Annotated in this window: 12 protein-coding genes; 8 read left to right on the top strand and 4 right to left on the bottom strand. The window is 32.1% G+C overall.

The window, feature by feature from the left end:
• Nucleotides 1-12 precede the first annotated feature (12 nt).
• The 3 genes from JK636_RS02945 (at nt 13) to JK636_RS02935 (ending at nt 2,000) form a co-directional block, all read left to right on the top strand.
• Nucleotides 13-801: an MBL fold metallo-hydrolase gene (locus tag JK636_RS02945; protein WP_202747336.1), complete on the top strand. Its 789-nt coding sequence runs from the start codon at nt 13-15 to the stop codon at nt 799-801.
• 16 nt (nt 802-817) lie between these two features.
• Nucleotides 818-1,387, top strand: coding sequence for a GerMN domain-containing protein (locus tag JK636_RS02940; protein WP_202747335.1), 570 nt, complete (start codon nt 818-820; stop codon nt 1,385-1,387).
• 109 nt (nt 1,388-1,496) lie between these two features.
• Complete coding sequence (locus JK636_RS02935; RefSeq protein WP_202747334.1) at nt 1,497-2,000, top strand: SEC-C metal-binding domain-containing protein; 504 nt, start codon at nt 1,497-1,499, stop codon at nt 1,998-2,000.
• A gap of 51 nt (nt 2,001-2,051) precedes the next feature.
• On the opposite strand, the gene JK636_RS02930 is transcribed toward JK636_RS02935, so the two are convergent.
• Together JK636_RS02930 and JK636_RS02925 are read right to left on the bottom strand one after the other, a co-directional pair.
• Entirely contained in the window at nt 2,052-2,624 is a 573-nt protein-coding gene (locus JK636_RS02930) for an indolepyruvate oxidoreductase subunit beta (RefSeq protein WP_243428091.1), read from the bottom strand.
• Between the two features lie 94 nt (nt 2,625-2,718).
• A complete protein-coding gene (locus JK636_RS02925; protein ID WP_202747332.1) occupies nt 2,719-4,500 on the bottom strand; it encodes a thiamine pyrophosphate-dependent enzyme in 1,782 nt (593 codons plus the stop codon).
• A 163-nt stretch (nt 4,501-4,663) separates the two neighbouring features.
• On the opposite strand from JK636_RS02925, the gene rlmH reads away from it, so the two are divergent.
• The 3 genes from rlmH (at nt 4,664) to JK636_RS02910 (ending at nt 8,753) form a co-directional block, all read left to right on the top strand.
• Nucleotides 4,664-5,143, top strand: a complete 480-nt coding sequence (gene rlmH / locus JK636_RS02920; protein ID WP_202747331.1) for a 23S rRNA (pseudouridine(1915)-N(3))-methyltransferase RlmH — start codon at nt 4,664-4,666, stop codon at nt 5,141-5,143.
• A 114-nt stretch (nt 5,144-5,257) separates the two neighbouring features.
• Nucleotides 5,258-6,946, top strand: coding sequence for an immunoglobulin-like domain-containing protein (locus tag JK636_RS02915; protein ID WP_202747330.1), 1,689 nt, complete (start codon nt 5,258-5,260; stop codon nt 6,944-6,946).
• 244 nt (nt 6,947-7,190) lie between these two features.
• Nucleotides 7,191-8,753: a leucine-rich repeat protein gene (locus JK636_RS02910; RefSeq protein WP_202747329.1), complete on the top strand. Its 1,563-nt coding sequence runs from the start codon at nt 7,191-7,193 to the stop codon at nt 8,751-8,753.
• Nucleotides 8,754-9,819: 1,066 nt separating this feature from the next.
• Here JK636_RS02910 and JK636_RS02905 read toward each other — a convergent pair.
• On the bottom strand, nt 9,820-10,170 hold the full coding sequence (locus JK636_RS02905; protein WP_202747328.1) for a winged helix-turn-helix transcriptional regulator: 351 nt from the start codon (nt 10,168-10,170) through the stop codon (nt 9,820-9,822).
• A 277-nt stretch (nt 10,171-10,447) separates the two neighbouring features.
• Between JK636_RS02905 and JK636_RS02900 the strand changes: the two genes are divergently transcribed.
• Both JK636_RS02900 and JK636_RS02895 read left to right on the top strand, forming a co-directional pair.
• Nucleotides 10,448-11,083 (top strand): flavodoxin family protein, encoded by a 636-nt coding sequence (locus JK636_RS02900; RefSeq protein ID WP_202747327.1) that lies wholly within the window; start codon nt 10,448-10,450, stop codon nt 11,081-11,083.
• 50 nt (nt 11,084-11,133) lie between these two features.
• A complete protein-coding gene (locus JK636_RS02895) occupies nt 11,134-11,973 on the top strand; it encodes an aldo/keto reductase (protein ID WP_420839258.1) in 840 nt (279 codons plus the stop codon).
• Nucleotides 11,974-12,335: 362 nt separating this feature from the next.
• On the opposite strand, the gene JK636_RS02890 is transcribed toward JK636_RS02895, so the two are convergent.
• Nucleotides 12,336-13,685 (bottom strand): DUF4317 domain-containing protein, encoded by a 1,350-nt coding sequence (locus tag JK636_RS02890; protein ID WP_202747325.1) that lies wholly within the window; start codon nt 13,683-13,685, stop codon nt 12,336-12,338.
• Nucleotides 13,686-13,687 lie beyond the last annotated feature (2 nt).

The raw sequence follows: 13,687 nt of genomic DNA, 5'->3' as shown, positions 1-13,687 counted from the left end.
GAGGATTAAAGTATGATATTTTGTTCTTTATATAGTGGCAGCAGTGGTAACAGCATGTTTGTATCCTCCGGAAATGCTAATATACTTATAGATGCAGGAATGGCAGGTAAAAACATTGAGAAAGCTCTTAGTGATATAGGGCAAAATCCTGCTGAATTAGATGGTATTTTTGTAACTCATGAACATTCTGATCATGTAAAAGGTGTTGGAGTTTTATCAAGAAAATACAATGTTCCTGTGTATACTAATGAACTTACTTGGAAAGCTATGCAGAATATTGTTGGAAACATTAAGGAACATAATATAAGATTAATAGATGAAGGTACTGTAACAATTAAGGATTTGGATATATTAAGTTATAAAATACCTCATGATGCTGCAGCACCTCAGGGTTATGCAATATACAATGGAAACAAGAAGATATCTATAGCCACAGATTTGGGGCATTATTCTGAAGAAGTTAGAAAAAATATTGAGGATGCTGATGTGGTGCTGCTGGAAAGTAATCACGATGTTGAGATGCTAAAGTTTGGACCTTATCCATATACTTTAAAGAGAAGAGTTTTAAGTGATGTTGGTCATTTGTCTAATGAAGATTGTGGAAGAGCCATAGCTAACCTTGTAGATGGAACTAGAAGGAAGCGGGTTATACTTGGACACTTAAGTGAAACAAATAACTATCCAGAACTTGCATATCAAACTGTTGTTAATATACTAAGGGAAAGCAAAATAGATTTAACTAAAGATATAGGTTTAACTGTGGCCAGAAGGGACATGCCGAGTAATTATGTTGAGTTTTAATAAAGAGGTGAAAAGTATGAAAAAAGCAGTATTGGCTTTTCTTATTAGCGGAGTTGTTGTTTCAACTTTAGGTTTTACTGGGTGTGAAAAGAAAGATAAACTCAGTATAAATAATAACGAGAAGATAAAAAACCTTGCATTACCAAAAGAAAAAGACAATAGCGTTAATTTAGACTTGTACTTTGATTCATCTCAAAGCAAAGACAAGGTTGAAATGTCTAAGGAAGAAAGGCTTATTAATAAGGAAGAACTCTTAGGCGAAATAATTATGCAGGAACTTTTAAAAGGACCGTCGAAGGCTACGAGTAACTTAAAGCCTATTTTGCCAAAGGAAACAAGACTTATAAGCTTTTCTATAAAGGATGGAATTGCTTATGTGAGCTTAAGTGGTGAAGCAAGAATCACTATGACTCCTTCAAAGGAGGAAGCATGCTTAAGAAGTATTCTTAATTCCTTAACTCAACTGCCTTCTATAACAAAAGTGAAAATCCTGATTGATAATAGTGATGTTAAAACTATTGGTGGAAACTTTGATATTTCAAAGCCTTTTGGAAAAGAAGATTTAGAGCAAATAATTAAAAAGTAACTTGCAGCAGAGATGTAATTTACAAATATTGAAAATGGTTATAATTTCAATTATAATATATATAAAACATTAAGGATTTGAAAAGATTTTACAAAAGGAGATAATAAACATGAGCCTATACAAACAATGGACAGATATGGTTGTAGACTATGTTAAAACAAAGGGAGAAGCTGCTTTCTGGAGAGAATATGGAACTGTAGAAAAAAGCATATATACTAAGCTTTTAGCTAATCATAAAAATGAAGTAAAAGGTACTATAAAGAATTTAGGTGAAGAGTATGGAACAAGCAGTATATTCTTTATGGGATTCTTAGATGGAATAAATGAAAGTCTTATAGCGCCTATTGATCTTGAGAAGTTAGATGAAAATTCAGAAATAGAATTAAAAATAGACTTTGAGAAATTATATTTTAATATGCTCGATGCAAAAGCTGATTATTTATATGAGCTTCCACAATGGGAAGGTATATTCTCAAAGGAAAAGAGAAGAGAGATTCAAGTTAACTGGAGAGAAACCAAAACTATAGTAAATGAAAATAGAGTTGGAAGAAATGATCCATGTCCATGCGGCAGTGGAAAGAAGTATAAAAAGTGTTGCGGAGTAAATGCTTAAATTTTAAATAAAAATCTCAGCTGAAAAATTAGTTTCAGCTGAGATTTTTATTTACAGGGTTCTTCCTAGCATAAAAGCTTTTTTATTTAAGTCTACAGTGCTAGGAGGAACATTTTTTTCTATAACCTTTTCCCAAGTACTTAAACTAAGTGAAAGAAATGTTGAAAGTTTGCCTAATAGCACCAAATTTACTACCTTTATATTGTTTAATCCTTTAGCAGCTTTATTAGCGTTAACTGAAAAAATCTCAAAGCCTTTATTTACTAAGGTTTCATTAATAGACTCCGGATATTCTTCTTTTTCTATTAAAATTCTGTTAGGAAAGGTTTTATGTTCATTCAATATAACTTTTCCTCCTGTTTTTAGTGAACTTGACCAGCGAAGTCCTTCAAGTTCTTCCATAGCAAGCAGTATATCAGCCTCACCATCAGGTATTAGAGCAGAGTAAATTTTTTTGCCAAAACGCACGCTTCCCCAAACCATACCACCCCTTTGAGAAAGGCCGATTACATCGCTGGTTTTTAAATCATAATCTTCTTCAAAGGCTGCTTCTGCTAATATTTTTGTTGTAAGGACTAGTCCTTGACCTCCAACACCGCATATAAGTATATTTGTTGTATCCAAAATAAATTTCTCCTTCCTCGAAATACTGGGCAGCTTATTAGTACTCGTTTCCACTCGCAAGCTGCCCCAAAAGCCCATTTAGGGCTTTTGCCTCCTATTCAGCTCTTTCAGAGCTTCTTTTTATGGCCCCTACAGGACAAACTTGAGAACAAACAGAGCAGCCTACACACATATCAGGATCTATAAAAGAATTCTTTTTATTTTTACCTTCATAAAGCTTCATAGAAATTGGAGGACAGTTTACTTTTATACAGCTTCTGCAGCCTATGCATATATTCTCATCAACATAAAAATAAGGTTCTCTAATTTTATAATTAAGAGCGCAGGGTCTTGTGGCTATTATTACTGATAAACCTTCTCTTTTCATAGAAGCAAGTATAGTTTCTTTTGTTTCTTTATATTTAAACTGATCGATCTCAGTTATGTCTGTTATTCCAAAGGAATGCAGAACTTCAAATATATTTAATGAATATAAGTTTTCTTCTTTAAAGTAGTCCCCTGTTGTCGGAGTTATTTGCCCTCCCGTCATTGCTGTAGTCCTATTATCCAGTACAATCACTGTTATGTTTTCTTTTGACTGTGCAAGCTGCACAAAGCCAGTCATACCGGAATGAAAAAAGGTGCCATCTCCTATGGTTGCAACTATAGGTTTATCTATCCCCATTCTTTTATAAACCTTTGCCATTCCTAGTGCCGAGCCTAAAGAAGCACCCATGCTTATGTTTGTTTTATGAACCTCAAAAGGTTCTTGAACTGCTAGAGAATAACAGCCTATATCTCCCATAACAACAGCCTTAGCGGCTTTAAGTATGCTGTAAATTGGTCTATGGGGACATCCAGCACAAAGCATAGGAGGTCTGGGAATAATTGGTGTTTTCTCTGAGACTTCACCCTTTAAAGGTCTAATAATTCCGGCTTTGCTCAAACCCTCTTCAATTACTTCTACAGTAAATTCTCCTGTAAAAGGAAAATAGGCTTTCCCTTGGGCTGAAATACCATTTATTCTTAAGGCTTCTTCAATTAAAGGCATCATTTCTTCTATAACAAGTACATTTTTGTATTTAGAAACTATATTTTTTATTTTATCAATAGGAAGAGGCCATACCATGGCAAGCTTAAGTATAGATGCTTTAGGACTTAACTCCTTAAGCACTTCGTACGGCATACCACTTGTAATTATAAGAGTATCAGCATCAGCTTCTTCAACGATATTTAAGGAAAAGTCATTATTAAAGTCTTCAAGCTTTTCCATTCTTTCTTTCATGAAATATTGTTGGGCATTTGAATAAGGTGGAAGCATACAGTATTTTTTCTGATCTTCCTTAAAGCCATATGGCTTTACTTCCTTTCTATCAGAAAGTTCAACAACTCCTCTGCAATGGCATAGTCTGCTTGTAAGCCTTAAAAGTACTGGTGTATGAAATCTTTCACTTAGCTCAAGACCTATTTTTGTAAAGTCTTTTACCTCTTGAGGTGTGGACGGATCAAGAACCGGAACATTAGCAAACTTCCCCCAAAATCTGCTATCCTGCTCGTTTTGTGAACTTGTTAGGCCGGGATCATCACCAACAACAAGAAGAAAACCCCCGTTAGTTTCAGTTTCAGTAAATGTCATAAAGGGATCTGAAGCTATATTAACTCCAACATGCTTCATTGAAACTAATGTTCTTGCACCTGCAAAGCTTGCCCCCATACCAATTTCGAAAGCTACTTTTTCATTAGTCGCCCATTCGCTGTCTATTTCTTCATATTTCTTCAGTGATTCTAAGATGTCAACTGTAGGAGAGCCAGGATAACTTGAGGCTATAATTCCTCCATGTTCCCAAAAGCCTCTGCTTACGGCTTCATTGCCTGTAAGTACAGCTTTATTGTTCAAAGTAACACCCCCATGTTAATTTAATAGTTCATAAGCATAGTTTTAATTTTAATTAAAATAAGCTAAAATAATTTTATGATTTAAAAATAAAATTAAGAACTAGAGTATATGGTATTTCCTGGGTAATAATTACTATTAACTAATCTTTTAAAAGGAGAAATAAATGAACATTACACTTATAACTGTTGGAAAAATTAAAGAAAAGTACCTAAAAGATGCAATAGATGAGTATTCAAAAAGGTTAAAAAGATATTGTAAATTAGATATAGTAGAGGTTTCTGATGAAAAAACCCCTGACAATGCTTCCGAAAAAGAGGAAATTCAAATTAAAACTAAAGAGGGGGAAGCTATTTTAAAGTATATTAAAGACAATATGTATGTAATAGTACTAGCTATAGAAGGAAAAATGCTTTCTTCAGAAGAACTTGCTTATCTTATAAAGGACTTGGGAGTAAAAGGTGATAGTAATATTGCTTTTGTAATTGGGGGCTCTTTAGGAATATCAAAGGAAGTTCTAAATAGAGCTGACTATAAGCTGTCTTTTTCAAAGATGACTTTTCCTCATCAGATGATGAGAGTTATACTTCTTGAGCAGATATATAGAGGATTTAGGATTAATTACGGAGAACCGTATCATAAGTAATGGAGGTTTTTGATAAAGTTAAGGAATGTAAGTAAATAGTTAGATATTTCCATATTATTGTAATATAATTATATGTATAAATATTTAATATTTGGGTTCTTTGGGGGGATAGGGTTGTATAAGAGAATATTAAGCTTGTTTGTTTTGTTTTTTGTAGTGGTTAGCAACTTTACTAATGTATCTGCAGCTGCTGACGTAACACCACCTATAATAAAGAATATGACGTGGTCAGCTACCGAATTGCAGGTAGGTGATAAGCTGTTGGTGGAAATAGATGCAACTGATATAGAGTCTGGAATAAATTTTGGTAGCTTTGACACAAGTGTTTATATAAAGCATAAGATAACGGGTGCGTATAAGGCACAGCAATTAGCTTATGATGAATCCAGTAAGAAATTAAAAGCAACATTTAATATAACTACAGATATGCAAGCCGGAGAATGGGCATTATACTTTGTTAGCTTAAAAGATAATGCAGGTAATCAAAAATATTATCATCAATCTGATTTCAGCCAGGAATATAAAGTTAATATAATTAGTAGTGTTACTGATATAACTCCACCAAGCATATCAGGTATGACATGGTTGTCTAATGAATTACAGGCAGGCGATAAGATGTTGGTGGAAATAGATGCAACTGATACAGAGTCTGGAATAAATTTTGGGAGCTTAGACACAAGTATTTATATAAAGCATAAGATAACGGGTGTGTATAAGGCACAGCAATTAGCTTATGATGAATCCAGTAAGAAATTAAAAGCAACATTTAATATAACTACAGATATGCAAGCCGGAGAATGGGTATTATACTTTGTTAGCTTAAAAGATAATGCAGGTAATCAAAAATATTATCATCAATCTGATTTCAGCCAGGAATACAAATTTGATCTGAAATCAGTTTTTCAGGGGACTGAAAATTTGTCCATTGAAAAAGGAGCACAATTTAGCCCTCTTAACGGGGTAAAAGCTATATGTTCATTTGAAGGTGATTTTACAGACAAAATCACCTTCACAGGGATAGTAGATTCCAATGCTGAAGGCATATATCTTCTTAAATATGAGGCAATAGGTAAAAATGGAGATGTATATAGAGATTATCGTTGGGTATCGGTAGTTAGTAATCTAGCGTATAATGAAAATGGTGAAATGGAAGGAACCTTCTTTAATAAGGAGATATCATTAAATTTGTCTAATCTAGTTAATTTAAATTCAATAAATTTAACAAGGAACGGTAATAGTTATGTTCTTAGTGATAATAGTACTATCTCTGAGGAAGGAAAATATATATTATCATTCAATAGTAACGTAAATCAGGTAAATCCTATGAAACGCTCATTAAAAGCATCTTCAGCTGTCTTAAGTGAGAGTCCAACGAATATCCAACCATCTAATTTTGAATTTATGATAGATAAAACAAGTCCTGAGGTGTTGGAATGCTACCCTCAAACAATAGATGAAGGTGCACAAATTAGTCCAAATAAATTTGTAAAAGTTTCAGATAATAATAAGCTAAGCTATGAGTATTTAACCGAACCTATATGGACTAAGATAGGTGAACAAAGTGTTGAAGTTTTAGTTAAGGACTTAGCTGGAAATCAGGTTACTCAAGAGGCTAAGCTAACTATCATAGATAAATGTGATATTGACAGAGATGGTAAGATAAGTATAATAGATTTAGCATCTGTAGCCCAAAATTATAATGTTAAAAGTACTCAGGTAAACTGGAACCTACGATTTGATTTTAATAAGGATAATATCATTGATATATTTGATTTGGTAACCTGTTCAAGAAGATTAAATTAGATTGATCTTAGGTCCTCCATTAATGTTTTGGAGGACTTTTTTCTAGCATTATAATATATAAAAAACCTCCCTTATACCTGATACGGTTCACCGTATCAGGTATAAGGGAGGTTTTTTAATAAACTTATGTTTATCGGTAGTAAAAAAGAAATTAAAGAAATAAATGAAAAATACGATTATAGTAATAGCTTTATCTAATAATAGAAAAAATAAAAGTATTTTTATTTTTGATAGGAGAATGTAGATGAAAAACAGAAAAAGGAAGATGATTTCTTTAATACTTGTGTTGATAAGTTTATATGTAGGCTTTAGAGTCATGCCTATTTTTGCAACTACAACAGGTGCAGATGCAAATGGTTTTACTTGGAAGTCTGATGATGGAGTAACATATTCCATAACAGGTTATAATGGTAGTGATACAAATATTACAATACCAAGTACCATAGATGGACATACTGTTACGAGTATAGGAACTAATGCCTTTAATGGAAATAATGCTATAAAATACAAATCATTAACCAGTGTAACTATTCCGAATACTGTTACAAGTATAGGCAGTTTTGCATTTTATTATTGCTCAGCTCTTGTAAACATATCAATACCAGATAGTGTAACAAGCATAGGTGAGAGTGCATTTGCATATTGTATATCGCTTCCGAATATAACACTTCCAGCTAATCTTATTAGTGTAGAAAACTTTACCTTTCAAGATTGTAAAGCATTAACAGGAATAACAATTCCCAATAGTGTAACAAGTATTGGAAGTTATGCATTTTTCGAGTGCATTTCTCTTACGAGTATAACAATTCCTAATAGTGTCACAAGCATCGGAGACAGTGCTTTTCAAGAGTGTAAGGTGCTTAATAATGTGGAAATGCCTGATAGCATTATAAGTGTAGGAGATTATTTGTTTTATGATTGTTGGGATTTAACAAATGTAAGATTATCAAATAATATAACAAAAATTAGCGATTTTATGTTTTACCGATGTTGGAAACTTGCTGGTATAGCACTTCCAAATGGTATTACAAGTATTGGGTATCGTGCTTTTGAAGAGTGTGAAGTTCTATCAAACATTACAATTCCAAGTAGTGTCACAGAAATTAAAGGTCGTGCTTTTCTGATGTGCAAAGTTCTGTCAAACATAACAATTCCAAACAGTGTTAAAAGCATAGATTTTAATGCATTTGCCCATTGTTATGCTTTTACAAATATAATAATTCCAGACAGTGTTACAAGTATTGGTGATTATGCATTTTATTATTGTACATCTTTAACAGAAATAACCATTCCCAAAAGTGTTACTGATATTGGCTTTTTAACATTCAGTAGTTGTAATTCAAATTTTCAAATTAATGGATTTGGAGGTTCTTACGCACAGATTTATGCAGGTAATAACTCTATAACATTCAAAGAACTGCCTACAATAAATTATACAGTAACATTTAACAGTGAAGGTGGAAGTACAGTAGATAGTGTACAAACAGATAATGATACTTTAATAACAGCACCGATAGAACCTACAAAAGCAGGATACACTTTTGAGGGATGGTACAAAGAAGCAGATTGCATAAATGTATGGAACTTTACAACAGATAAAGTAACAACACATACAGTATTGTATGCAAAATGGACAGATATTTATGACCTTGATAGAGATGGAGCTGTCAGTATATTAGATTTAACATCAGTTGCAAAGAATTATAATACAAAGCATACAGACGGGAAATGGAATTCAAACTTTGACTTTAATAAAGATGGTATAGTTGATATATTTGATTTGGTACTAATATCTAAAAAGTTATAACTACAGTTGTCTATAAGAAACGGTTATCTTAGATTCCTTTTGTAATCTAAGATATTCGTTGTACAGAGTATATGAATGTTCATGTTCCATATCTTTAATATATCCAATCTCATGAATAATACAAAACAATAGAATCTCCTCAGGAACGCATCCTAGCATAGGTTCTATAATCCATGCGTTTAGGCATGTACACTTTAAGTTCATTAGTAATAGGAGCATACTTAAAAGGTATAAATGATAGTTTGATTAGGTTTGAAGGTTAATATATTGTGATTAAGGTATAAAAGGCTATTACTTAACAAAAGTAATAGCCTTTGAAAAACCTCCGATAGACTAGTTACAGTGAACCGTATCATAGTTAACTAATGAAGAACTTAATTTATATTTAAAAGAGAATTTAAGCGACCTTTTAGCTTTTATATAGTCTACAGTCTTATCTTTTATATAACCTATATCTCCTCCCAATGCAGCTTATGCTCTTTCAGTAAATATAAACTTTCTATTATTCTTTTCTAAATACCCTTCATCAACTAAATCATTTTGTATTACTAACAACAATAATTACCAAATGACATTAGAGAAATTTCAGTTTTCTTATCAGCAAATTTATTCATGGGTAAAAAATATGAAAAGTGATCTTTTATAATTGAATAGTAACTATTCAGGCATAGACAATTTGCATTGAGTTTTCCGATATATATTCAATTTAATCATTGTTATAAACACCATTTCATTATTTTTTTGAGATTTTTTCTATAAGTAACACCTTTCTTCATAGAAGAGATGAGTGATACTAGTATACCAAGACAAATATTAAAGTGTACTTTAGACTTATACCATAATTATGTAGTATATATACACAAAAATAAAATGGGAAGACCTCACTTGCAATAATTACGGTGAACCGTATCATAAATGAAGTAGACTTTATTAAAACGGAAAAAATGTGCAATCTATATAATAATAAACTGCAGCAGAAAAAGGCAAGCCCACCTTGTATTTAGGTGGGCTTAAATTTACTATGTTTATACTATGTTGTCAATAATTGAAGAATCAATTAATATCGTTAGTCCGATATATTACATCCACTATCTAAGTGAGAATAATATTTAATAGACCAAGCCTCAATTTCCTTAATGATTTTAGTAAGATCTCTTCCCTTTTCAGTAAGGTAATATTCAACTCTTGGTGGAATTTCAGGATAAATCTGCTTATTTATTAAATCTTCATTTTCTAGTTCTTTAAGCTTCTCATTTAATACTTTTTGACTTATTCCTATAGTTATTCGTTGAAGCTCTAAAAATCTTCTGGGTTCATCATATAAATGACATAATAAGACTGCTTTCCATTTACCTCTGATAAAATCCATTGCAAAATCTAATAAACATATATAGTGTCTACCATTATAATTTATCATTTGCTTACCTGCCTTTAATCTTTTATATTTAACAAAACTTGATTAACTATGCATTAGAATTACAGTATATACCAAGTAACTTTATAATATCAAATCCAGAGATTAAAATAAATAAATATATATTATTATCAAGAAAAATTTTTTATATCTGCCAGTAGATATTACAATAAATCTTACCTAGAGGTAAGTAAGCTTACGAAAAAGTGCGTACTTGTAACTTGCATTTTCGAGCCATATAATGAACTCATATTTGAAACTAAATTATACGGAGGTATATATGAAAGTAGTTGCTTTTAATGGAAGTCCTAAAAAGAATGGAAACACTTATGAGGCAATAAAGGCTGTAGCAGCAGAGCTCGAGAAAGAAAATATAGAGGTAGAGATTGTTCATGTGGGAAATAAGGTAATACGCGGATGTATGGATTGCGGTGGATGCAGCAGAAACATGAATGAAAGATGCGTTATGCAGAATGATGAAGTTAATGAATGGATTCAAAAGATGAAGGAAGCTGACGGAATTATTTTAGGTTCTCCAGTGCATTATTCAGCTATTGGAGGAACAATGAAATCATTTTTGGATCGTGCATTTTTAGTTACATCTGTGAATAATGGAATGCTTAGACATAAGGTAGGGGCTAGTGTGGTGGCAGTAAGAAGATCCGGTGGCGTTCCAACATTTGAACAATTGAATAACTATATCAATTATTCAGAGATGGTAATGCCATCATCAAATTATTGGAATGTAATTCATGGTACAACACCTGGAGAGGCTATGCAAGATGAAGAAGGAATGCAAATTATGAGTGTTCTAGGAAAGAATATGGCATGGTTATTGAAGGTTATTGATTCTGGCAAAAACAATGTAAAGGAAAATGAAAGAGAAGATAAAATATTTACCAACTTTATAAGATAGGCTTTGAAGGTAAAGGTATTAAAATAAATTATAAGGAGAGAAATAATATGATAAACAATTTAAAAAACACAGTAACTTTAAACAATGGTGTAAAAATGCCATGGCTAGGGCTTGGCGTTTTTAGAGTAGAGGATAGCCAAAATTTAGTTGATGCAGTAAAGGCTGCAATAAAAAATGGTTATAGAAGCATAGATGGAGCAGCTATTTATGGTAATGAAGTAAGTATGGGAAAGGGTATAGCTGAAGGAATAAAGGCAGCAGGTATTTCAAGAGAAGATCTATTTATAACATCTAAGGTTTGGAATGCTGACTTAGGATACGAATCTACAATAAAGGCTTATGAAACAAGTTTAAAGAAACTTGGACTTGATTATTTAGATTTATATCTTGTACATTGGCCTGTAGAAGGTAAGTATAAAGATGCTTGGAGAGCATTGGAGTATTTATATAAACAAGGCCGTGTAAAAGCAATCGGAGTAAGTAATTTTCAAGTACATCATCTTGAAAATTTAATGAAGGATGCAGAGATTAAGCCAATGATAAACCAAGTAGAATTTCATCCACGTTTAACACAGGGGAAGGTTAGAGCATTCTGTAAACAAAATGATATTCAAGTTGAAGCATGGTCACCACTTATGGTTGGTCAATTATTTGATAATGAAATATTGAAGGAAATTGCTCATAATCATAATAAATCTATTGCTCAAATTATATTACGCTGGGATATACAAAATGGAGTGATAACTATTCCTAAGTCCACAAATGAAGGCAGAATAATAGAAAATTCACAGATATTTGATTTTGAATTAACTAATGAAGAAGTAGAGAAGATAAATTCTTTAAATCAAGATTTGAGAGTAGGACCTGATCCAGATAATTTTGATTTTTAATTAATGTTTAAACTCATTAAATGACGTATTATTCTATATTTTAAACCTTGTTAAGTATATTTAATTAAGGCAGATAAAGCACATAATAAGTTGTTCTTGAGGATAATTTATAAATAACAGTGAAGATAAAACAAAGGCTTACATGGTATGTTGTAAGTCTTAGTTTTATGCTCTTATATTCAACTAATTTTCTTCTTTAGTTATAATCGTAGTCTTTTCTATGGCTTCAGCACTTAAAAAATCAATTTTGTCTTCTTTATTCATGACAGTACCACACATGGTTATATAACCAGCTATACTAGCAGTTATATAGTATGCCAAAATTAATCGATGGGCAAAAGCTAATGACACTATGAAGCTTATCAAATCAAATTATCTAAACCATTAACTGTAGTTTGCTCATTCTCGTCAATGGGAATAACTATGCATTTTTGTCCATCAATTATTTGAGATTTTATTTGAGATATTTTTTCGGGTTTTACTTGAAGTATAATATCATATTGGGTATCAATGCTACTATCTTCTGAATCTATATCTTGAACTTTCTTCAAATCAGTTTCTGAAGTTTCTTCTAAAACTATATCATCATCTGCGGCTTCTTCAGGTTGGATTGCATCGTTATCTACAGCAACCTCTTGCTTGATTTGCTCAAGCCTGGTTTGAAGGAATTCTACCTGTCTCTGAAGATGTTCCTCCTTTTTTCTTTGGATATTTGCCTTAAGTGCTTTTGAGTCAATTAAGTTTTCTGCTAAGGGAAGATCATCAGCAAAGTTGTCCACATAAGACTCTTCAATCTTAGTAATAATTTCTTCAGGAACTTCGCTTTCGATTAAAAGATTTTGTATAACCTTTTTTGTTAAGGTTATAGGTTCACAATCCGTATCCTCATAGGTAGCATTGTATTCCTCTATCATATTATTCAGGTTGTCCTGTATTTCCATAAAGGTTTTATCAGCTGTGTCTTCATCAGCACCTAGAGAATCTTTAATAATAGATTCAAAGGTTTCCTTTTGCACGGCTGCAGTTTGCCTTGAATAACAGCCTAAAGCATTTTCCATTAACTCAGGATGTGTATCCTTTGGATTTTTAGTGTAATACATAATAGAGTTCACATTTGTACTTCGATCAATGAAAGCGGGAAAAACAAAGCCATTAGCAGGTGCTTCAACCACCCAGTCTCTAATGCGCGCCTTTATTGCATTTTCCTCTTCAAAGTATCGAAGACCAGGCTCTGAAAGTGAAACAGGGCATATTGCACATAGCACATATTCATATACTTCTTCAGACTCGTCTATTTTTGAATTATCAGTAGTCTTGGTAATAACATCATAAGCATCATGGAAAAGGAGTATTAAAAAATTGCCAGTAAAATTATAATTATCTATAATGGATTGATAAAAACTATCTAAAAGAGCGTCATCCTTTAAACCACTGCTTTTAAGCTGCATAAGGGAAATTTGGCTTTCATTTATAAGCTCATCATTAAGTGGAAAGTTAAGCTCTAAAATATTATTACCAATAGTTCCAGACAGTACTTTTTTAGCTATTTCCATGAACTTAAAATATTCTTCCTCCTCTAGATTAAGGAAGGTTTCTCTAAATTTTAAAATAATATGTTTTTCTCCGTTAACGTAGCAGCCACACATCTTGGTGAAGGTGCAATAATCTTTCTTTAAACGCTTTTTTAATTCAAGTATATCTTTTTTTCTCATAT

This window comes from Clostridium rhizosphaerae (genome assembly GCF_016765585.1).
Classification (GTDB): domain Bacteria; phylum Bacillota; class Clostridia; order Clostridiales; family Clostridiaceae; genus Clostridium_AT; species Clostridium_AT rhizosphaerae.
Note: the sequence above shows the minus strand (reverse complement) of the source record. Positions and strands in the feature narration are given on the sequence as shown.